The 19380-nt window shown below is 33.5% G+C and carries 36 protein-coding genes; all 36 read left to right on the forward strand.

Annotation, left to right across the window (positions count from 1 at the left end; translation table 11 throughout):
* The first annotated feature begins 354 nt into the window (after positions 1 to 354).
* The 36 genes from rpsJ (at position 355) to truA (ending at position 19265) form a co-directional block, all read left to right on the forward strand.
* Complete coding sequence (rpsJ, locus tag TR13x_RS08185) at positions 355 to 681, forward strand: 30S ribosomal protein S10 (RefSeq protein WP_035162201.1); 327 nt, start codon at positions 355 to 357, stop codon at positions 679 to 681.
* A gap of 58 nt (positions 682 to 739) precedes the next feature.
* Positions 740 to 1366, forward strand: a complete 627-nt coding sequence (rplC, locus tag TR13x_RS08190) for a 50S ribosomal protein L3 (RefSeq protein ID WP_054871439.1) — start codon at positions 740 to 742, stop codon at positions 1364 to 1366.
* Positions 1367 to 1399: 33 nt separating this feature from the next.
* Positions 1400 to 2023, forward strand: coding sequence for a 50S ribosomal protein L4 (rplD, locus tag TR13x_RS08195; RefSeq protein ID WP_054871440.1), 624 nt, complete (start codon positions 1400 to 1402; stop codon positions 2021 to 2023).
* A complete protein-coding gene (rplW, locus tag TR13x_RS08200) occupies positions 2023 to 2316 on the forward strand; it encodes a 50S ribosomal protein L23 (protein WP_054871441.1) in 294 nt (97 codons plus the stop codon). The genes rplD and rplW overlap by 1 nt, the downstream gene beginning before the upstream one ends.
* 31 nt (positions 2317 to 2347) lie before the next feature.
* Positions 2348 to 3178, forward strand: coding sequence for a 50S ribosomal protein L2 (gene rplB, locus TR13x_RS08205; protein ID WP_054871442.1), 831 nt, complete (start codon positions 2348 to 2350; stop codon positions 3176 to 3178).
* A 65-nt stretch (positions 3179 to 3243) separates the two neighbouring features.
* Positions 3244 to 3525: a 30S ribosomal protein S19 gene (gene rpsS, locus TR13x_RS08210; protein ID WP_054871443.1), complete on the forward strand. Its 282-nt coding sequence runs from the start codon at positions 3244 to 3246 to the stop codon at positions 3523 to 3525.
* An 18-nt stretch (positions 3526 to 3543) separates the two neighbouring features.
* Entirely contained in the window at positions 3544 to 3879 is a 336-nt protein-coding gene (gene rplV / locus TR13x_RS08215) for a 50S ribosomal protein L22 (RefSeq protein ID WP_054871444.1), read from the forward strand.
* Positions 3880 to 3895: 16 nt separating this feature from the next.
* Positions 3896 to 4564 (forward strand): 30S ribosomal protein S3, encoded by a 669-nt coding sequence (gene rpsC / locus TR13x_RS08220; protein ID WP_054871445.1) that lies wholly within the window; start codon positions 3896 to 3898, stop codon positions 4562 to 4564.
* A gap of 29 nt (positions 4565 to 4593) precedes the next feature.
* Positions 4594 to 5037 (forward strand): 50S ribosomal protein L16, encoded by a 444-nt coding sequence (gene rplP, locus TR13x_RS08225; RefSeq protein ID WP_054871446.1) that lies wholly within the window; start codon positions 4594 to 4596, stop codon positions 5035 to 5037.
* Positions 5027 to 5230 carry a 50S ribosomal protein L29 gene (gene rpmC / locus TR13x_RS08230; protein ID WP_054871447.1) on the forward strand — a complete coding sequence of 68 codons (204 nt, stop codon included), beginning with the start codon at positions 5027 to 5029 and terminating at the stop codon, positions 5228 to 5230. The genes rplP and rpmC overlap by 11 nt, the downstream gene beginning before the upstream one ends.
* Positions 5231 to 5257: 27 nt before the next feature.
* Positions 5258 to 5512, forward strand: a complete 255-nt coding sequence (rpsQ, locus tag TR13x_RS08235) for a 30S ribosomal protein S17 (protein WP_054871448.1) — start codon at positions 5258 to 5260, stop codon at positions 5510 to 5512.
* A 28-nt stretch (positions 5513 to 5540) separates the two neighbouring features.
* A complete protein-coding gene (gene rplN / locus TR13x_RS08240) occupies positions 5541 to 5909 on the forward strand; it encodes a 50S ribosomal protein L14 (RefSeq protein ID WP_054871449.1) in 369 nt (122 codons plus the stop codon).
* Between the two features lie 15 nt (positions 5910 to 5924).
* Entirely contained in the window at positions 5925 to 6236 is a 312-nt protein-coding gene (gene rplX / locus TR13x_RS08245) for a 50S ribosomal protein L24 (protein WP_054871450.1), read from the forward strand.
* Between the two features lie 28 nt (positions 6237 to 6264).
* The gene (gene rplE, locus TR13x_RS08250; protein WP_054871451.1) at positions 6265 to 6807 is read left to right on the forward strand and encodes a 50S ribosomal protein L5; all 543 of its coding nucleotides are present in this window, start codon (positions 6265 to 6267) and stop codon (positions 6805 to 6807) included.
* A 15-nt stretch (positions 6808 to 6822) separates the two neighbouring features.
* A complete protein-coding gene (locus TR13x_RS08255) occupies positions 6823 to 7008 on the forward strand; it encodes a type Z 30S ribosomal protein S14 (RefSeq protein WP_035162230.1) in 186 nt (61 codons plus the stop codon).
* Positions 7009 to 7039: 31 nt separating this feature from the next.
* Entirely contained in the window at positions 7040 to 7438 is a 399-nt protein-coding gene (rpsH, locus tag TR13x_RS08260) for a 30S ribosomal protein S8 (RefSeq protein ID WP_054871452.1), read from the forward strand.
* Positions 7439 to 7470: 32 nt separating this feature from the next.
* Entirely contained in the window at positions 7471 to 8010 is a 540-nt protein-coding gene (gene rplF, locus TR13x_RS08265; RefSeq protein WP_054871453.1) for a 50S ribosomal protein L6, read from the forward strand.
* A 20-nt stretch (positions 8011 to 8030) separates the two neighbouring features.
* Positions 8031 to 8399 carry a 50S ribosomal protein L18 gene (gene rplR / locus TR13x_RS08270; protein ID WP_054871454.1) on the forward strand — a complete coding sequence of 123 codons (369 nt, stop codon included), beginning with the start codon at positions 8031 to 8033 and terminating at the stop codon, positions 8397 to 8399.
* Between the two features lie 17 nt (positions 8400 to 8416).
* The gene (rpsE, locus tag TR13x_RS08275) at positions 8417 to 8923 is read left to right on the forward strand and encodes a 30S ribosomal protein S5 (protein ID WP_054871455.1); all 507 of its coding nucleotides are present in this window, start codon (positions 8417 to 8419) and stop codon (positions 8921 to 8923) included.
* A 13-nt stretch (positions 8924 to 8936) separates the two neighbouring features.
* Positions 8937 to 9113 (forward strand): 50S ribosomal protein L30, encoded by a 177-nt coding sequence (gene rpmD / locus TR13x_RS08280; RefSeq protein WP_054871456.1) that lies wholly within the window; start codon positions 8937 to 8939, stop codon positions 9111 to 9113.
* A gap of 20 nt (positions 9114 to 9133) precedes the next feature.
* Entirely contained in the window at positions 9134 to 9574 is a 441-nt protein-coding gene (rplO, locus tag TR13x_RS08285) for a 50S ribosomal protein L15 (protein ID WP_054871457.1), read from the forward strand.
* Between the two features lies 1 nt (position 9575).
* Positions 9576 to 10850, forward strand: coding sequence for a preprotein translocase subunit SecY (secY, locus tag TR13x_RS08290; RefSeq protein ID WP_054871458.1), 1275 nt, complete (start codon positions 9576 to 9578; stop codon positions 10848 to 10850).
* A gap of 31 nt (positions 10851 to 10881) precedes the next feature.
* Positions 10882 to 11532, forward strand: a complete 651-nt coding sequence (locus TR13x_RS08295; RefSeq protein ID WP_054871459.1) for an adenylate kinase — start codon at positions 10882 to 10884, stop codon at positions 11530 to 11532.
* On the forward strand, positions 11532 to 12278 hold the full coding sequence (gene map / locus TR13x_RS08300) for a type I methionyl aminopeptidase (protein ID WP_054871460.1): 747 nt from the start codon (positions 11532 to 11534) through the stop codon (positions 12276 to 12278). The genes TR13x_RS08295 and map overlap by 1 nt, the downstream gene beginning before the upstream one ends.
* A gap of 19 nt (positions 12279 to 12297) precedes the next feature.
* Positions 12298 to 12579 (forward strand): KOW domain-containing RNA-binding protein, encoded by a 282-nt coding sequence (locus TR13x_RS08305; protein WP_054871461.1) that lies wholly within the window; start codon positions 12298 to 12300, stop codon positions 12577 to 12579.
* 29 nt (positions 12580 to 12608) lie between these two features.
* The gene (infA, locus tag TR13x_RS08310; RefSeq protein ID WP_054871462.1) at positions 12609 to 12827 is read left to right on the forward strand and encodes a translation initiation factor IF-1; all 219 of its coding nucleotides are present in this window, start codon (positions 12609 to 12611) and stop codon (positions 12825 to 12827) included.
* Between the two features lie 15 nt (positions 12828 to 12842).
* A complete protein-coding gene (rpmJ, locus tag TR13x_RS08315) occupies positions 12843 to 12956 on the forward strand; it encodes a 50S ribosomal protein L36 (RefSeq protein WP_025434559.1) in 114 nt (37 codons plus the stop codon).
* 162 nt (positions 12957 to 13118) lie between these two features.
* On the forward strand, positions 13119 to 13490 hold the full coding sequence (rpsM, locus tag TR13x_RS08320; protein ID WP_054871463.1) for a 30S ribosomal protein S13: 372 nt from the start codon (positions 13119 to 13121) through the stop codon (positions 13488 to 13490).
* A gap of 21 nt (positions 13491 to 13511) precedes the next feature.
* Positions 13512 to 13910, forward strand: a complete 399-nt coding sequence (gene rpsK / locus TR13x_RS08325; RefSeq protein WP_054871464.1) for a 30S ribosomal protein S11 — start codon at positions 13512 to 13514, stop codon at positions 13908 to 13910.
* Positions 13911 to 13936: 26 nt separating this feature from the next.
* Positions 13937 to 14560, forward strand: coding sequence for a 30S ribosomal protein S4 (gene rpsD / locus TR13x_RS08330; RefSeq protein WP_054871465.1), 624 nt, complete (start codon positions 13937 to 13939; stop codon positions 14558 to 14560).
* A gap of 64 nt (positions 14561 to 14624) precedes the next feature.
* Complete coding sequence (locus tag TR13x_RS08335; RefSeq protein ID WP_054871466.1) at positions 14625 to 15572, forward strand: DNA-directed RNA polymerase subunit alpha; 948 nt, start codon at positions 14625 to 14627, stop codon at positions 15570 to 15572.
* Between the two features lie 20 nt (positions 15573 to 15592).
* Positions 15593 to 15934, forward strand: a complete 342-nt coding sequence (gene rplQ, locus TR13x_RS08340; RefSeq protein ID WP_054871467.1) for a 50S ribosomal protein L17 — start codon at positions 15593 to 15595, stop codon at positions 15932 to 15934.
* Between the two features lie 112 nt (positions 15935 to 16046).
* Positions 16047 to 16865 carry an energy-coupling factor transporter ATPase gene (locus tag TR13x_RS08345; protein ID WP_255351329.1) on the forward strand — a complete coding sequence of 273 codons (819 nt, stop codon included), beginning with the start codon at positions 16047 to 16049 and terminating at the stop codon, positions 16863 to 16865.
* On the forward strand, positions 16862 to 17725 hold the full coding sequence (locus TR13x_RS08350) for an energy-coupling factor transporter ATPase (RefSeq protein ID WP_054871469.1): 864 nt from the start codon (positions 16862 to 16864) through the stop codon (positions 17723 to 17725). Before TR13x_RS08345 ends, TR13x_RS08350 begins: the two co-directional genes overlap by 4 nt.
* Entirely contained in the window at positions 17718 to 18515 is a 798-nt protein-coding gene (locus TR13x_RS08355; protein ID WP_054871470.1) for an energy-coupling factor transporter transmembrane protein EcfT, read from the forward strand. The genes TR13x_RS08350 and TR13x_RS08355 overlap by 8 nt, the downstream gene beginning before the upstream one ends.
* A 12-nt stretch (positions 18516 to 18527) precedes the next feature.
* Complete coding sequence (gene truA, locus TR13x_RS08360) at positions 18528 to 19265, forward strand: tRNA pseudouridine(38-40) synthase TruA (RefSeq protein WP_054871471.1); 738 nt, start codon at positions 18528 to 18530, stop codon at positions 19263 to 19265.
* Positions 19266 to 19380 lie beyond the last annotated feature (115 nt).

The following is a 19380-nucleotide window of genomic DNA, read 5'->3' on the forward strand; positions in this document are numbered from 1 at the left end:
GTGTTGTTACTCAAATTATTGAATAATAATACAAGATATTAAAAGAAGGGGCAACCCTTCTTTTAATATCTAAAAAATATTCAAAAAGCCAAAAAAAAATCTTAATTAGGGCTTGAGTTTTCTTTTAAATTAATATAAAATGATATAGTGTGCAATTGACATGCGATGAGGCAAAAGGTTGCTTAAATTTTAAGGGAATTTTTGCCGAGAATGTCCGATTTGAAATCGGGCGACTGGTATTGCCTTGTCACTGGACCGGTTGATAAAAAAAATATACAAAACGCCCGGTTGAGTGTATAGGTGATTCCACGTCGCATGTGTAAAATATAACATGCGATAGAAGGAGGGAATTTTATGTCAAAAAATAATGGTAAGGGAAAACAAAAAATAAGAATCAGACTAAAAGCTTATGATCACGAAATTCTTGATTCTTCAGCTCGTAAGATTGTAGAGACTGCTAAGAGAACAGGAGCAACAGTATCAGGTCCTGTACCTCTACCAACAGAAAGACAAGTTATAACAATCTTAAGAGCAGTTCACAAGTATAAAGATTCAAGAGAGCAGTTCGAACAAAGAACTCACAAGAGATTAATCGATATTACAAACCCTTCGCCAAAAACTGTAGATGCGTTAATGAGACTTAACTTGCCTGCAGGCGTTGACATTGAAATTAAGTTATAATTCTTAGCATGATTGCACATGACGTGTAATCCGCTGTAAGATTATAGGAGGTGTAGATATGAAAGCTATATTAGGAAGAAAGTTAGGTATGACACAAGTTTTCACAGAAGACGGTGTTGTTATACCAGTAACAGTAATCGAAGCTGGACCAGTTAAGGTTGTACAGAAAAAGACTATTGAGAAAGACGGTTATAGCGCAATACAAGTTGGTTTCAGTGATATAAAAGAAAAGAAAGTTAACAAACCACTTAAAGGACACTTTGAAAAAGCTGGAGTTGAATACAAGAGATATTTAAGAGAGTTTAGAGTAGAAAATGTAGATGAATATGAAGTAGGACAAGAGATCAAAGCAGATGTTTTCAGTGCAGGAGATAAAGTGGATGTAATAGGAATTTCAAAAGGTAAGGGATTCCAAGGTGTTATTAAAAGACATAATCAATCAAGAGGACCAGAAACTCACGGTTCTAAATATCACAGAGCTGTAGGTTCATTAGGTGCTTCTTCATATCCATCAAGAGTATTCAAAACTAAGAAACTTCCAGGACATATGGGACATGAAAGAGTAACAGTTCAAAACCTTGAAGTTGTTAGAGTTGATGCAGAAAAGAACTTAATCCTTATAAAAGGAGCAGTTCCAGGACCTAAAGGTGGATTATTAACAATAAAACAAAGTGTTAAAGCTTAAGAAAGTTACTTTTTATAGAAGGGAGGACATAAAATGCCAAAGGTAGCTTTATATAATGTATCTGGACAACAAATTGGTGATATAGAGTTAAATGATAGCGTATTTGGTGTTGAAATTAATGAACACGTATTATATGAAGCTGTAAAGAATCATCTTGCTAATAGAAGACAAGGTACTCAATCAGCTAAAACTAGATCAGAGGTGAGAGGTGGCGGAAGAAAGCCTTGGAGACAAAAAGGAACAGGTAGAGCACGTCACGGAAGTATAAGATCACCTATTTGGAAAGGTGGCGGAGTTGTATTCGCACCAAAACCAAGAGATTACAGCTATAAATTACCAAAGAAAATCAAGAGACTTGCTATGAAATCAGCATTAAGTTCAAAAGTAGTAAATGGAGAAATAATAGTATTAGACGAATTAAAAATGGATAGACCTAAAACTAAGGATATGGTATCTATCTTAAACAACTTAAATTCAAACAAAAAAGCTCTTATAGTTATGAGTGGAAAAGATGAAAATGTAGTAAAATCAGCAAGAAATATACAAGGTGTAAAGACTACACTTGTAAATACATTAAATGTTTATGACATTTTAAACTGCGATTCTTTTATCATAACTAAGGATGCGGTTCGAAAAGTGGAGGAGGTGTATGCATAATGCGTAGCCCACACGATATTATAATAAAACCTATTATTACTGAAAAAAGTATGAATGACATGGCAGAAGGGAAATACACCTTTGTAGTGGATAAAAGGGCTAATAAAACTGAAATTAAAAACGCAATTGAACAAATATTTGGAGTTAAAGTTGAAAAAGTTAACACAATGAACATGAAAGGTAAAGTTAAAAGAATGGGTATTCATGTAGGAAGAAGGCCAAATTGGAAGAAGGCTATTGTTACTTTAACTTCAGATAGTAAAGGTATAGAGTTCTTTGAAGGTATGATTTAGCGGTAGAATTAGTTAGAAGGAGGGAACGGAAATGGGTATAAAGAGTTTTAAGCCTACTTCACCAGCTAGAAGACAGATGACTGTTTCCACTTTTGAAGAGATAACAAAAAAAGAGCCGGAAAAATCTTTAACAGTATCTTTGAACAAAAAAGCTGGAAGAAATGCTCAAGGTAGAATAACAGTTCGTCATAGAGGTGGCGGAGCTAAGAGAAAATATAGAATTATAGATTTCAAAAGAAATAAAGATGGTATTCCAGGAAAAGTTGTTGCAATAGAATATGATCCAAACAGAACTGCAAACATAGCACTTATTAGTTATGCAGATGGTGAGAAAAGATATATTATAGCTCCATACAAATTAAAAGTTGGAGATATTATTGAATCAGGAGAAAATGTTGATATTAAAATAGGTAATGCATTACCTTTAAGAAGTATACCAGTTGGTAGTACAATTCATAACATAGAGTTAAAGCCTGGTAAGGGTGCACAATTAGTTAGATCAGCTGGTAACTCAGCGCAACTTATGGCTAAAGAAGGAGACTATGCTTTAATCAAACTTCCTTCAGGAGAAGTAAGAAAAATAAGATTAGAGTGTAGAGCAACAATAGGTCAAGTTGGAAACATAGATCATGAAAATATTACTATAGGTAAAGCTGGTAGAAAGAGACATATGGGTATAAGACCTACTGTTAGAGGTAGTGTTATGAACCCTAACGATCACCCACACGGTGGTGGAGAAGGTAGAGCACCAATTGGTAGACCAACACCTGTTACTCCATGGGGCAAACCAACTCTTGGATACAAAACTCGTAAGAAAAATAAACCATCTGATAAATTTATTGTTAGAAAAAGAAAGAAATAATGTAGTTTTATATAAACTAAGATGCGTCGGTTAAAAATAAAGTGGCATTGAAAGGAGGATCATAGATGGGTAGATCACTAAAAAAGGGTCCTTATTGTGATCCTAAGTTATTAAAAAAAGTAGAAGAAATGAACAAAAAGAATGAAAAGAAAGTTATTAAAACTTGGTCACGTCGTTCAACTATTTTCCCACAAATGGTTGGTCACACATTAGCAGTTCATGATGGTAGAAAACATGTACCAGTTTATATAACTGAAGATATGGTTGGTCATAAGTTAGGAGAATTTGCTCCAACAAGAACTTATAGAGGTCATGCAGACACAGAGAAAACAACTAAAGTTAGATAGATAAAGGAGGGAATTCAGGTGGAAGCTAGAGCTATTGCCAAATATGTTCGTATTTCACCCAGGAAAGTTCAGATAGTAGCAAATTTAATTAGGGGCAAAAATGTAAATGAAGCTCTTGCTATTTTAAAGTTTACTCCTAAGAAATCAGCTAGATTATTAGAAAAAGTTGTTAAGTCAGCACTTGCTAACGCTGAAAACAATTTTGATATGGATAGAGATAATCTTTATGTAGCTGAGGTTTACGCTAATCAAGGTCCTACACTAAAAAGATGGAGACCGAGAGCACAAGGAAGAGCATATCCTATTCTTAAGAGAACTAGTCATATAGGAGTAGTGCTTAGGGAAAGAGAATAGATAAGGAGGGACTGAAATGGGTCAGAAAGTAAATCCACATGGACTTAGAGTTGGAATTATAAAAGATTGGGACTCTAGATGGTATGCTGGAAAGAAAGAATTCGCAGATTTTCTAGTAGAAGATTTTAATATACGTAAATTTGTAAAACAAAAATTATATATAGCTGGAATTTCAAAAATAGAAATAGAAAGATCGGCTAACAGAGTAAGAGTAACAATAAATACTGCTAAACCAGGAATGGTTATTGGTAAAGGCGGTCAAGGAGTAGAAGAATTAAGAAAACAATTAGAGAAATTAACTAAGAAAAAAGTTATAGTAAATGTTGAAGAGGTAAAAGTACCTGAATTAGATGCACAATTAGTAGCAGAAAATATAGCAGCTCAAATTGAAAGAAGGGTATCTTTCAGAAGAGCTATGAAGCAAGCTATTCAAAGAAGTATGAGAGCGGGCGCTAAAGGTATTAAAACTGCTGTATCAGGAAGATTAGGTGGAGCTGACATGGCTAGAACAGAAGGATACAGCGAAGGAAATATACCTTTACAAACTTTAAGAGCAGATATAAGCTACGGTTTTGCTGAAGCAGATACTACTTATGGTAAAATAGGCGTTAAAGTATGGATATACAAAGGAGATGTACTTCCAGCTAAAAAAGCTGACAAACAGGAAGAGAAAAAAGAAATGTAGTTTTAATCCCTTAGGAAGGAGGAAAAAATATGTTAATGCCTAAGAAAGTAAAACATCGTAGAGTACACAGAGGTAGAATGAAGGGTAAAGCAACTCGTGGTAATAAAATAGCTTACGGTGAATTTGCATTACAAGCTTTAGAACCAGCTTGGATTACTTCAAATCAAATAGAGGCTGCCAGAAGAGCTATGACTAGACACGTTAAGAGGGGCGGTAAGATCTGGATTAAAGTGTTCCCAGATAAGCCAGTAACTCAAAAACCAGCTGAAACTCGTATGGGTTCTGGTAAAGGTTCACCAGAATATTGGGTAGCTGTTGTAAAACCTGGCAGAATCTTGTTTGAAATGGCAGGAGTGCCTGAAGATGTTGCAAGAGAAGCTATGAGATTAGCATCACATAAATTGCCAATAAAATGTAAATTTATAACTCGTGAAGAGGCAGCTCAAGAAGGTGGTGAAGCTAATGAAAGCTAAAGAATTGCGTGAATTAACAACTCAGGAATTGAATACTAAATTAACTGATCTTAAGTCAGAATTATTCAATCTTAGATTTCAATTAGCGACAGGACAATTGGATAATCCAATGAGAATAAAAGCAGTTAGAAAAGACATTGCAAGAGTTAAGACTATTATGAGAGAAAGAGAATTAAATAAGATGAACGCATAGTAGTTCCAGAAAGGAGGACTATTTAACGTGAGTAGAGGAAATAGAAAAGTTAGAATAGGTCGTGTAGTAAGCGATAAAATGGATAAAACTATTGTAGTTGCAGTTGAAACATTTGTATCGCATCCATTATATGGAAAACAAATTAAAAGAACTACAAAGTTTAAAGCTCATGATGAAAACAATGAATGCGGAATTGGTGATATTGTAGAAATCATGGAAACAAGACCTTTAAGTAAGGATAAAAGATGGAGATTGGTTAGAATAGTAGAAAAAGCTAAGTAATCCTAAGCATTTGAAAGGAGGTTATCTCATGATTCAAGCAGAATCACGTCTAAAAGTTGCTGACAATTCAGGAGCAAAAGAATTATTATGTATAAAAGTTTTAGGCGGAACTAGAAGAAGATATGCTAATATCGGAGATATAATAGTATGTTCTGTTAAGAGTGCAACACCTGGCGGAGTTGTTAAAAAAGGAGACGTTGTTAAAGCAGTTGTTGTAAGAACTAATAAAGGTGTTAGAAGACCAGATGGTAGCTATATAAGATTCGAAGAAAATGCAGCTGTTATAATCAAGGATGATAAATCACCTGTAGGTACACGTATTTTCGGACCTGTTACAAGAGAATTAAGAGAAGGTAACTTTATGAAAATAATATCACTAGCACCTGAGGTATTATAAGAGGAGGTGTAGTTAATGAATGTAAAAAAAGGAGATACAGTAGTAGTAATCTCAGGTAAAGATAAAGGGAAAAAAGGTAAAGTGCTAACAGCAATGCCTAAGCGTAATAGAGTTATTGTAGAAGGCGTAAATATGCAAACTAAGCATACAAAGCCTAGTCAAAAATCTCCGCAAGGAGGAATTATACATCAAGAAGGACCAATCCATGTATCAAATGTAATGTTATATTGCGATAAAGATAAAAAAGGCGTTAGAGTTGGATATAAAGTATTAGAAAATGGTGAAAAAGTAAGAGTTTGCAAAAAATGCGGTGAAGTTTTAGATTAGTTCTTACTGCTGAAAGGAGGTACACCAAATGACATCACGTTTAAGAGAGAAGTATGTAAACGAAGTAGTTCCAGCTTTAATGGAGAAGTTTAAATATAAAAGCATTATGGAAGTACCAAAGATAGAAAAAGTTGTTCTAAACATGGGAATTGGCGATGCTAAAGATAATCCTAAGTCATTAGAGGCTGCTGTTGAAGAGTTAACTTTGATAGCAGGACAAAAAGCTGTTGTTACTAGAGCGAAAAAAGCAATATCAAACTTTAAAATTCGTGCAGGTATGCCAGTAGGTGCAAGAGTTACACTAAGAGGAGAGAGAATGTACGACTTTTTAGATAAATTTATGAACATTGCTCTTCCAAGAGTAAGAGACTTTAGAGGTGTATCAAGCACATCATTTGACGGAAGAGGAAATTATTCACTAGGTATTAGAGAGCAGCTTATTTTCCCTGAAATAGACTATGATAAAATTGATCGTGTAAGAGGTTTAGATGTAACTGTAGTAACAACTGCTAAGACAGACGAAGAAGCAAAAGCATTACTTGAACTAATGGGTATGCCCTTTAAAAAGTAAGAAGGAGGGAGTTAAGTGGCAAAAAAATCATTAATTGCTAAACAAAAAAGAAAACCAAAGTTCAGCACAAGAGCTTATAATAGATGTAGAATATGTGGTAGACCACATGCTTATTTAAGAAAGTTTGGAATTTGCCGTATTTGCTTTAGAGAATTAGCTTATAAAGGGCAAATACCTGGAGTTAAAAAGGCAAGCTGGTAAAGTTAGCTAATATGGAAGGAGGTAAACCCTAATGGTAATGACTGATCCAATTGCAGATATGCTTACAAGAATCAGAAATAGTAATAATGCAAAACATGAAACTGTTGACATCCCAGCTTCTAATATGAAGAAAGCTATAGCTGAAATCTTATTAAATGAAGGTTTCATTAAGGGATATGATATTATAGATGACAACAAGCAGGGTATTATAAGAATACAACTTAAATACGGAAAGAATAATGAAAGAGTTATCACAGGATTAAAGAGAATTTCAAAACCAGGGTTAAGAGTATATGCTAAGAGAGATGAAATACCAAGAGTATTAGGTGGACTTGGTATAGCTATTCTTTCAACATCAAAAGGAATAATGACTGACAAAGCAGCAAGAAAAGAAGGCGTAGGCGGAGAAGTTATCTGCTACGTTTGGTAAAGTTTTTAAACCAGAGAACAGGAGGTGTAGTCATGTCTAGAATAGGGTTAAAACCAATAGCGATTCCTGCTGGCGTTGAAGTAAAGTTAAGCGACAATAATTATATAGTTGTTAAAGGACCAAAAGGACAATTAGAACAGCAACTTCATAGAGACATGAAAATAAACATAGAAAATAACGAAATAACAGTAGTAAGACCTACTGAAAATAAAAAGCATAAGTCACTACACGGATTAACAAGAACTTTAATAGCTAACATGATTGAAGGTGTGACTAAAGGTTATTCAAAAACACTAGAAATAGTAGGTGTTGGATACAGAGCGCAAAAACAAGGTAATAAGCTTGTATTAAACCTTGGTTTCTCACATCCAGTAGAAATGGAAGCTCCTGAAGGTATCGAAATAGAAGTACCTGCTAACAATAAAATAATTGTTAAAGGTATTGATAAACAAAAAGTTGGTAACTATGCTGCGGTTATAAGAGAATTGAAGAAACCAGAGCCTTATAAAGGCAAAGGTATTAGATATGAAGGCGAGATTATCAGGCGTAAAGAAGGTAAGACTGGTAAATAGCAGGAAAGGAGTGATTAAGAGTGCTTAAGAAAGTACGTAGGAATGAAAATAGAAAGAAAAGGCATTTTAGAGTAAGAAATAAAATACAAGGAACTCCTGAAAGACCAAGATTAAATGTATTTAGAAGTGCTAAACATATATACGCACAAATAATAGACGATGTAGCTGGAAATACTTTAGTTGCTGCTTCAACTTTAGATAAAGAAATAAAAGAGAATGTTAACTATACAGGAAACAAAGAAGCAGCTAGATTAGTTGGTAAATTAGTTGCTGAGAGAGCTTTAGAAAAAGGCATTGAAACAGTAGTATTTGATAGAGGCGGTTATCTATATCACGGAAGAATTAAAGAACTTGCTGAAGGTGCAAGAGAAGCAGGACTTAAGTTTTAGTTAAAGGAGGGGAATTAATGCAACGCGGACGTATTGATGCTAGCGAATTAGATTTAAAAGAAAAAGTTGTTAACATAAATCGTGTAACAAAAGTTGTTAAAGGTGGTAGAAACTTCAGATTCAGCGCATTAGTTGTTGTTGGAGATGAAAATGGTCATGTTGGAGTAGGTATGGCAAAAGCATTAGAAATACCTGATGCAATAAGAAAAGCTATACAAGATGCTAAAAAGCATTTAATTAAAGTGCCTATGGTTGGAACAACTGTTCCACATGAAATCATAGGAGAATTCGGCGCTGCTAGAGTTCTATTAAAGCCAGCTGCAGAAGGTACAGGAGTTATAGCAGGAGGTCCTGTACGTGCAGTATTAGAGTTAGCTGGTATAAGAGACATAAGAACTAAGTCATTAGGATCAAATAACCCTAGAAACATGGTTAATGCTACAATAGAAGCATTAAGACAGCTAAAAACAGCTGAAGAAGTAGCAAGATTAAGAGGAAAATCAGTAGAAGAGTTATTAGGGTAAGGGGGTATACACCTTGGCAAAAATAAAGATCAAATTAGTAAAAAGCAAAATAGGTAAAACTGAAAAGCAAAAAAGAACTATTGAAGCTTTAGGCTTCAAAAAAGTTGGTCAAATTATAGAGAAGGAAGATACTCCTCAAATTAGAGGTATGATACAAAAAGTAAGCCACATGGTTGAAGTAATTGACTAGTTAAAGAGGAGGTGTTTAGAGTGAAGTTACATGAACTTAGACCAAATGATGGAAGTGTAAAGGCTACCAAAAGATTAGGTAGAGGTACTGCTACTGGACAAGGAAAAACTGCTGGTAGAGGTCAAAAAGGTCAAAAGTCACGTTCTGGTGGTGGTGTTAGACCAGGATTCGAAGGTGGACAAATGCCTTTATATAGAAGACTACCAAAAAGAGGTTTTACAAATAGATTTGCAAAAGAATATGCAATAGTTAACATAGAAGTATTAAATAGATTTGAAGACAATACAGAAGTAACTCCAGAATTACTTCTTGAAACAGGTATAATCAAGAAAGTAATGGATGGAGTTAAGATACTAGGCGATGGCGAACTAAACAAAAAATTAACTGTAAAAGCTCATAAGTTTAGTAAATCTGCTATTGAAAAAATTGAGGGAGTTGGGGGAAAGGTAGAGGTGATCTAATATGCTAACTACTCTTAGGAATGCGTGGAAAATTCCTGATTTAAGAAAGAGAATGTTATTTACCTTATTAATGCTAGTTATATTTAGATTGGGGGCTAATATTCCAGTACCAGGAATAGATAAGCAAGTAATAGCTGAAATGTTTAAGGGTGAAGCTGCTGGGCTACTAGACTTTATGAACTTAATGGCCGGTGGTGCTTTTAAAAACTTTACAATATTTGCATTAAACATTTATCCTTACATTACAGCTTCAATAATTATTCAATTACTTACAATAGCTATTCCTAGCCTTGAAGCTTTAGCAAGAGAAGGGGAAGAAGGAAGAAAGAAACTTGCTAAATATACAAGGTATGGTACAGTAGTGCTAGCATTGATACAGGCAATAGGTTACAGTGTAGGTTTCTTCAATAGAGCTTTGATAAATAAAGATTTTCTTTCAGTATCAGTTGTAGTAATTACATTAACTGCAGGTACAGCTTTCCTAATGTGGTTAGGTGAGCAAATTACAGATAAAGGTATAGGTAATGGTATTTCGCTCATTATATTTACAGGTATTATTTCAAGAGTACCTGGTGGATTAGCAAAAATGATTAATCTTTTAAAAGTTGGAGAAACAAATGTTATTGAGATATTAGTATTCTTAGTACTTTCAATATTAATAATTGCAGGGGTTGTTGCAATACAAGAAGGTCAGAGAAGAATACCTGTTCAATATGCTAAAAGAGTAGTTGGAAGAAAAATGTATGGTGGTCAAAGCACTCATATACCACTAAAAGTTTTAATGGCAGGGGTAATTCCTGTTATCTTCTCAACTTCATTGTTAGCATTCCCACAGACTTTAGCATTCTTCTTCAAAGGAGGATTTGCTGAGTGGGTTAACAAGTATTTATCACTAAACGGCAACCCTGGTGTTATAATTTATTCAATATTGAACGCTTTATTGATAATTTTCTTCACATATTTCTATACAGCAGTTCAATTTAATCCTTATGAATATTCTAATAACTTGAAACAATATGGTGGTTTTATTCCTGGTATAAGACCAGGTAAGCCAACAGCTGAGTATTTAAATAAAGTTATTTCAAGAATCACATTAGTAGGAGCATTAACACTTGCTATAATAGCTTCACTTCCAACTATTATATTATCTACTACAAGTCTAAATATTAGATTTGGTGGTACTGCACTTTTAATAGTAGTTGGTGTTGCTCTTGAAACTATGAAGCAGATAGAAGCTCAAATGTTAATGAGACACTATAAAGGATTCTTAAAGTAGCTTTGGATTACTCCACAAGGAGATGATTGTTTTGAGATTGATATTATTAGGACCCCCTGGAGCTGGTAAAGGTACCCAAGCTTCAGGGATTGTAAAAAAATATAATATTCCACATATATCAACAGGAGATATTTTTAGAAAGAACATAAAAGAGGGCACTGAATTAGGTAAAAAAGCAAAAGAGTATATGGATAAAGGACTTTTAGTTCCTGATGATATAGTTGTAGCTATTGTAAAAGATAGATTAACAGAAAGTGACTGTAAAGATGGATTCTTATTAGATGGATTTCCTAGAACAGTAGCTCAAGCAGATGCGCTTGAAGTTGAATTAAAAAACTTAAATATGCAATTAGACAAAGTAATCAATATTGAGGTTGATAAAGAAGCGCTTATTGAAAGAGCAGTAGGAAGAAGAATCTGTAAGGAATGTGGAGCGACTTATCATATTAAATTTAATCCTCCCAAACAAGAAGGAATCTGTGATGTATGTGGAGGGCAGCTATATCAGAGAAAAGACGATACTGTTGAAACAGTAACAAAGAGAATAGAAGTATATCTAGAGCAAACTAAGCCCCTAATTGATTATTATAAAGAAAAAGGGATACTTGCTAATATAGATGGAATGCAAAATATTGATAAGGTATTCGAAGATATCGTAGAGGCTTTAGGGAGCGGTAAATAATGATCATAATAAAATCTAAAAGAGAGATTGAAAAGATGAGAAGGGCGGGTAGGCTTGTTGCTGAAACCCATGCCTTTCTCCAACAATTTATCAAGCCTGGCATTACAACGAAAGAGTTAAATAGAATTGCTGAAGATTTTATATTAAAGAACAATGGTAGACCAGCTTTTAAAGGATATAACGGTTATCCAGCTTCTATTTGTACGTCAGTTAATGAAGAGGTTGTACATGGCATACCTGGATTAAAAAAACTAAAAGATGGCGATATTATAAGTATAGATATTGGTGTGATTGTAGATGGATACTATGGTGACAGTGCTAAGACTTATCCTGTAGGCAATGCATCAAAAGAGGCTCTAAGACTTATAAAAGTAACTGAAGAATCTTTTTACGAAGGAATAAAATTTGCAAAAGTAGGATATAGACTTTCGGATATATCTCATGCAATTCAAAAGTATGTAGAAAAAAATGGTTTTTCAGTTGTGAGAGACTTTGTTGGACATGGAATCGGACAAAAAATGCATGAGGACCCACAAATACCTAATTTTGGACCACCTGGCAAAGGACCAAGATTAAAAGAAGGTATGGTTTTAGCTATAGAACCAATGGTGAATGCAGGAACATATCATGTTCGAATTCTTAGTGATAATTGGACGGTAGTTACGTTTGATGGAAAACTGTCATCTCACTACGAGCACACTATAGCCATTACAGATGGTGAACCTGAAATACTGACTGTTTTATAACAAATAAGAGGTGAAATTTATGGAAACTACTAGTGATATTCAAATAGGTCAAGTAGTAAGATCAAAAGCTGGTCGAGACAAAGGAAGAGTTTTCGTTGTTATTGATATTATAGATGAGAAGTATGTATCGATAGTTGATGGTGATTTAAGAAGGCTAGATAAACCAAAGAAGAAGAAAATAAAACATTTAATAGTTTACAAGACTATATTAAAAAACATAAGAGAAAAGATTGAAAAGGGAGAGAAGATTAATAACGCTTATGTTAGAAAATCTCTAAAACCTTTTAATGAAGAGATATAATTTCCCTGAATAGGAGGTTAGGTTGCCTAATGTCCAAAAAAGACGTTATAGAGGTAGAGGGAACTGTTATAGAGGCTCTACCAAATGCAATGTTTAAAGTAAGGCTTGATAATGGACACGAATTGTTAGCTCATATATCAGGCAAACTGAGAATGAATTTTATAAGAATTCTTCCAGGTGATAAAGTGACAGTTGAGTTATCTCCATATGATTTAACTAGAGGTAGAATTACATGGCGTAAAAAGTAGCAAGGAGGGATTGCTGTGAAAGTAAGGCCATCAGTTAAACCAATTTGTGAAAAATGTAAAATTATTAAAAGAAAAGGTAGAGTAATGGTTATTTGCGAAAATCCAAAGCATAAACAAAAACAAGGTTAATATTAATATTAATATTAATTTATAGACACAATACACTAGCTATTTATTATACTTTCTAGTATAATATTTATTTGGGTTAGTGAATATCGCGGCTGCTAAGAAATAGAAAGTTGTATACACATAAAACTATTTGATTCACAGTATTAGGAGGTGTAGAGATTAATGGCCAGAATTGCTGGTGTTGACTTGCCAAGAGACAAGAGAGTAGAAATAGGGTTAACTTATATATTTGGTATTGGAAGATCAAGAGCAAATGAAATTTTAGCTAAAGCTGGTATTAATCCAGATACAAGAGTTAAGGATTTAACTGAAGAGGAAGTAAGCAAATTAAGACATATTATAGATAACGAGTATATAGTAGAAGGTGACTTAAGAAGAGAGATAGCTTTAAATATCAAAAGACTTAAAGACATTAACTGCTATAGAGGTATCAGACATAGAAGAGGTTTACCTGTAAGAGGTCAACGTACAAAAACAAATGCAAGAACTAGAAAAGGTCCTAGAAAAACAGTAGGTAAGAAGCGTAAAAAGTAATAGATAAAGGAGGGACTGTAAGTGGTAGCTAAGAAGAATAGAAGAGCTCGTGTTAAAAGAAGAGATAGAAAAAACATTGAAAGAGGTCAGGCTCATATCAGATCAACATTTAATAATACAATAGTTACTTTAACTGACACTCAAGGTAATACTATTTCTTGGGCTAGCGCAGGTCAGCTTGGTTTTAAAGGTTCAAGAAAATCAACTCCATTTGCTGCTCAAATGGCTGCCGAAACTGCTGCTAAAAAGGCTATGGAACACGGATTAAAAACTGTAGAAGTATACGTTAAAGGGCCAGGAGCAGGTAGAGAAGCAGCAATAAGATCATTACAAGCTGCTGGGCTAGAAGTTAGTCTAATAAAAGATGTTACTCCAATCCCACACAACGGTTGTAGACCACCTAAACGTAGAAGAGTATAATTATATAGATATAGGAGGTGTAGAGAATGGCAAGATATACAGGTCCAGTTTGTAGACTTTGTCGTAGAGAAGGGCTTAAACTTTATTTAAAGGGAGATAGATGCTATACAGATAAGTGTGCAATTGCTAGAAGAAACTATGCTCCAGGACAACATGGTAAATCAAGAAGAAAGCTATCAAACTATGGTATCCAGTTAAGAGAAAAGCAAAAAGTTCGTAGATATTATGGAATATCAGAAAAGCAAATGAGAAAATACTTCGAAATGGCAGATAAAATGAAGGGCATCACAGGTGAAAACCTATTAAAAGTATTAGAAATGAGATTAGATAATGTTGTGTTTAGATTAGGATTAGCTTCAACTAGAGCAGAAGCTAGACAGTTAGTTACTCATGGACACTTTACTGTTAATGGTAAAAAAGTAAATATTCCTTCATATCTAGTTTCTATAGGTGATGTTATTGCAGTAAAAGAGAAAAGTAGATCATCAGCTAAGTTCAAAGAATTAATTGAAAACCATCAAGGAAGAGTACCAAAATGGTTACAGTTTACAGCAGAAAAAATGGAAGGTAAAGTTATCGCTGAGCCTTCAAGAGAAGATATAGAATTACCAATCGAAGAACACTTAATTGTAGAGCTATATTCTAAGTAATGGATAAATTAGAATCAGTTGCCCTCAGTATCACAAAAAAGCTTATAGGGAGGGTTATTAGTAGATGATTGAAATAGAAAAGCCAAAAATTGAGATTGTTGAAATGAGCGAAGACAATACCTATGGTAAGTTTGTTGTAGAGCCTTTAGAAAGAGGTTACGGAACTACTTTAGGTAATTCACTTAGAAGAATATTGCTTTCATCTTTACCAGGTGCTGCTGTTACATCAATAAAGATTCAGGGAGTATTACATGAATTTTCCACCATTCCTGGAGTAGTTGAAGATGTTACTGAGATAATATTGAACTTAAAAAGTTTAACAGCTATAATGCATACTAATGAGCCAGTGACATTAAGAATAGAAGCAGAAGGACAAGGAGAAGTAACAGCTGGAGATATTATTACAGGACCTGAAGTTGAAATATTAAACAAGGACTTACACATAGCTACGCTTGATGAGGATGGAAAGCTATATATGGAACTTGAAATGGCTAAAGGGCGCGGATATGTTCCAGCAGAGAAAAATAAAAAAGAGAATCACACAATAGGAGTAATACCTATTGATTCAATTTTTACTCCTGTTAGAAAAGTAAACTTTAAAGTTGAAAATACCAGGGTTGGTCAAATTACTGATTATGATAAGTTAATCCTAGAAGTATGGACAGATGGTAGTATTAAACCAGATGAGGCTACTTCATTAGGTGCTAAGATTATGAGTGAGCACTTAAATTTATTCATTACATTGACTGACCATGTAAACGATGTTGAAATTATGGTTGAAAAAGAAGAAGACAAGAAAGAAAAAGTACTAGAAATGACGATAGAAGAATTAGATTTGTCAGTTAGATCATATAACTGCTTAAAAAGAGCGGGTATTAATACAGTAGATGAATTAACTAAGAAAACAGAAGAAGACATGATGAAAGTTAGAAATCTTGGTAGAAAATCCCTTGAAGAAGTTCAACGCAAATTAGCAGAACTCGGATTGAGCCTAAGGAAGAGTGATGACTAAGAAGTAAGGAGGGAAGAGGGATGGCAAAATTAAGAAAACTAGGTCGTAAAACTGACCACAGAAAAGCAATGTTAAGAAACTTAGTAACTAGTTTGTTAAAAAATGGAAGAATAGAAACAACAGAAACTAGAGCAAAAGAAACTAGAAGATTAGCTGAAAAAATGATAACTCTTGCAAAAAGAGGAGATTTACATGCTAGACGCCAAGTTTTAGCATTTGTATATGATGAGACTGTTGTTAAAACATTGTTTGATGAAATTGCACCTAAATATGCAGAAAGAAATGGTGGTTATACAAGAATATTAAAAATCGGACCTCGTAGAGGCGACGGTTCAGAAATGGTAATACTAGAATTAGTATAAATAGTGTAGGGGATTAAGTTGTTAGCTTAACTTAGTCCCTGTTTTCTTATAACTTATTTAAATCAAGGATTTTATTCAGTTTATATGAGTGGGGATAGATATGAAAGAAATAATGGTTAAAATGGATAATGTAACATATGAGTACACTAACAACGAAGAAGAACGTATAGCAGCGGTAAAGAATATTAATTTAGAAATACATAAAGGTGAATTTCTTGTAATTTTAGGACATAATGGTTCGGGTAAATCTACTCTTGCTAAATTGATGAATGCACTTTTATTACCATCTGAGGGCAAAGTTTATGTAAATGGGATTGATACGACTGATATGAAGAAAATTTGGGATATCAGACAGATTGCTGGAATGGTATTTCAAAATCCAGATAATCAAATTGTTGCAACTATAGTAGAAGAAGATGTAGCGTTTGGGCCTGAAAATCAAGGAATAGAGCCAAATGAAATAAGAAAAAGAGTAGACGAGGCTTTGGCTGCAGTTGAAATGTCAGAATATAAAGAGTATGCGCCACACTTACTTTCAGGTGGACAAAAGCAGAGAATAGCTATAGCGGGTGTTCTAGCTATGAAACCTGAGTGCATAATTCTAGATGAACCAACAGCTATGCTTGATCCATCTGGCAGAAAAGAAGTTATGAATACAATAAAAAAACTTAATAAAAATGAAAAAAAGACTATCATACACATAACGCATTATATGGATGAAGCAGTTGAAGCAGATAGGATAATCATTATGGAAAAAGGACAGATTATAATGGAGGGTACTCCTAAAGAAATATTTAGTAAAGTAGAAAAATTAAAAAGCATGGGACTAGATGTGCCACAAGTAACGGAATTAGCATATAAACTTAGAAAAGAAGGCATTGATATTCCCGCAGATATATTAACAGTTGAGGAATTGGTGAGTGTACTATGACTATTGTTATAAAAAATCTAACTCATATTTATAATCCAAAAAGCCCATTTGAGACAAAAGCTTTAGATAACATAAATTTAGAAATTGCTAAAGGTGAGTTTGTAGGTTTAATTGGACATACAGGTTCTGGTAAGTCTACTTTAATTCAACATCTTAATGGTCTTTTGAAACCTACATCTGGTAAAATATTTATTAATGATTTAGATATAACATCAAAAGATGTAAGCTTAAGAGAAATTAGACAAAAGGTAGGACTAGTATTTCAATATGCAGAATATCAGCTTTTTGAAGAAACAGTAGCAAAAGATATAGCTTTTGGACCTAAAAATCTAGGTTTATCTGAAGATGAAATAGAAAAAAGAGTTAGAGAATCAATGGAAATGGTTGGACTAGATTATGAAACTTTAAAAGACAGGTCTCCATTTGAGATAAGTGGAGGTCAGAAAAGAAGGGTCGCTATAGCGGGTATACTTGCTATGAAGCCAGAAATTTTAATATTGGATGAACCGACGGCTGGATTAGATCCAAAAGGTAGAGATGAAATACTAGGGCAAATTAAAAGATTACATGAAAAATATAAGATTACAATAATACTTGTTTCACATAGTATGGAAGATATAGCTAAATTAGTTGATAGATTGATAGTCATGTATAAAGGCAAAATAGTTATGAACGGTACGCCTAGGGAGATCTTTAGTAAAGCTAATGAGCTTGAGAATTTAGGATTGGGAATACCTCAAATAACATACTTTATGAAAGCTCTAAAGAAAAAATGGGTGAGTATTAGAGATGATGTAATAACAGTAGATGAGGCTAAAGAAGAGATTTTGAGAGCTATAAGGGGAAATAATTATGATTAGAGATATTACTATAGGTCAATACTATCCTGGAAATACGGTTATTCATAAGTTAGACCCTAGGGTAAAGATAATAATAACATTTATGCTTATTATGGCATTGTTTTTTATAGATAAGTTTTTGCCATACTTATTTATACTAGGTTTTATCCTAATGGCTATTTTAATATCTAAAATTCCAATAAAATACATATTGAAGGGTTTAAAACCCTTACTTCCTATTATTATAATTACATTTGTATTAAATCTATTTATGACTAAAGGGCAAGTGATTTTTGAAATAGGTCCATTAGATGTTACAATAGAAGGTTTAAATAAGGCGTTATTTATGGCACTTAGATTAATCTTTTTAATAATAGGTACATCATTACTTACATTAACAACTTCTCCAATATCACTAACTGACGGTATAGAAAAATTATTGAACCCGTTTAGGAGAATAGGAGTTCCAGCTCATGAATTAGCAATGATGATGACGATAGCATTAAGATTTATCCCTACTTTACTTGAAGAAGCAGATAAAATTATGAAGGCTCAGATGGCTAGAGGAGCAGATTTCGAAAGTGGGAACATTTTAAATAGGGCTAAAAGTTTAGTACCATTATTAGTACCATTATTTGTAAGTGCTTTTAGAAGAGCAGATGAATTAGCTATGGCTATGGAAGCAAGATGTTATAGAGGTGGAGAAAATAGAACACGAATGAAACAGTTAGTATTAAAGCCAAGAGACTTTATCTCATTAGGTATAATGATTACTTTGTTTGTAATAATAGTATTGTATAGATATTTGTAGGTGGTATGTTCAATGAGGAACATAAAATTAGTTATTGAATATGATGGAACTAATTATTTTGGATGGCAGAAGCAGCCTGAGTTAAAAACCATTCAAGAGGAAATTGAAAAGGCAATAAAAAAAATAACAAAAGAAGAGGTAAAACTAATAGGCTCTGGTAGAACAGACAAAGGAGTACATGCGAGAGGGCAGGTAGCAAATTTTCATACTAATTCCAAAATTCCTGCAGATAAGTTCAAATTTGCATTAAATAGCGTATTGCCAATTGATATATCTATAAAAGAATCTATTGAAGTAGATGAAAGTTTTCATGCAAGATATTCTGCAAAAGGAAAAGAGTATAGGTATTTAGTTTTAAGTAGTAAAACAAGAAGTCCTCTTATGAGAGATTATTCATATCATATACCTTATACTTTAGATTTATCTAAGATTAAAGAAGCTGCTAAATTATTTATTGGAACATATGATTTTAGAGCATTTATGTCATCTAGGAGTTGTATGGAAGATACCGTTAGAACTATTTACGATTTAGAAATAGTTGAAAAAGAAGACTTAATTGAGTTTAAAGTTACAGGCAATGGTTTTTTATATAATATGGTAAGAATTATAGTAGGAACTTTAATAGAGATAGGATATGGAAAGAAAAAAATAGAAGATATACCCAAAATTATAGCTTCAAAAGATAGAAACAAAGCTGGTCATACAGCACAACCTCAAGGGCTATATTTAGAGAGGGTATTTTATGAGTAGTATCTTGACACACAAGGCTGCTTGTATTACAATATATAGAGTGTGAGAATAATGAAAATCCACTAGCCCCGGATTTTTCATATAAATCTCAAAGTAATTTTGGTAAATAGGGAGG

The sequence above is a fragment of the Caloranaerobacter sp. TR13 genome, from assembly GCF_001316435.1.
Taxonomy (GTDB): Bacteria; Bacillota; Clostridia; order Tissierellales; family Thermohalobacteraceae; genus Caloranaerobacter.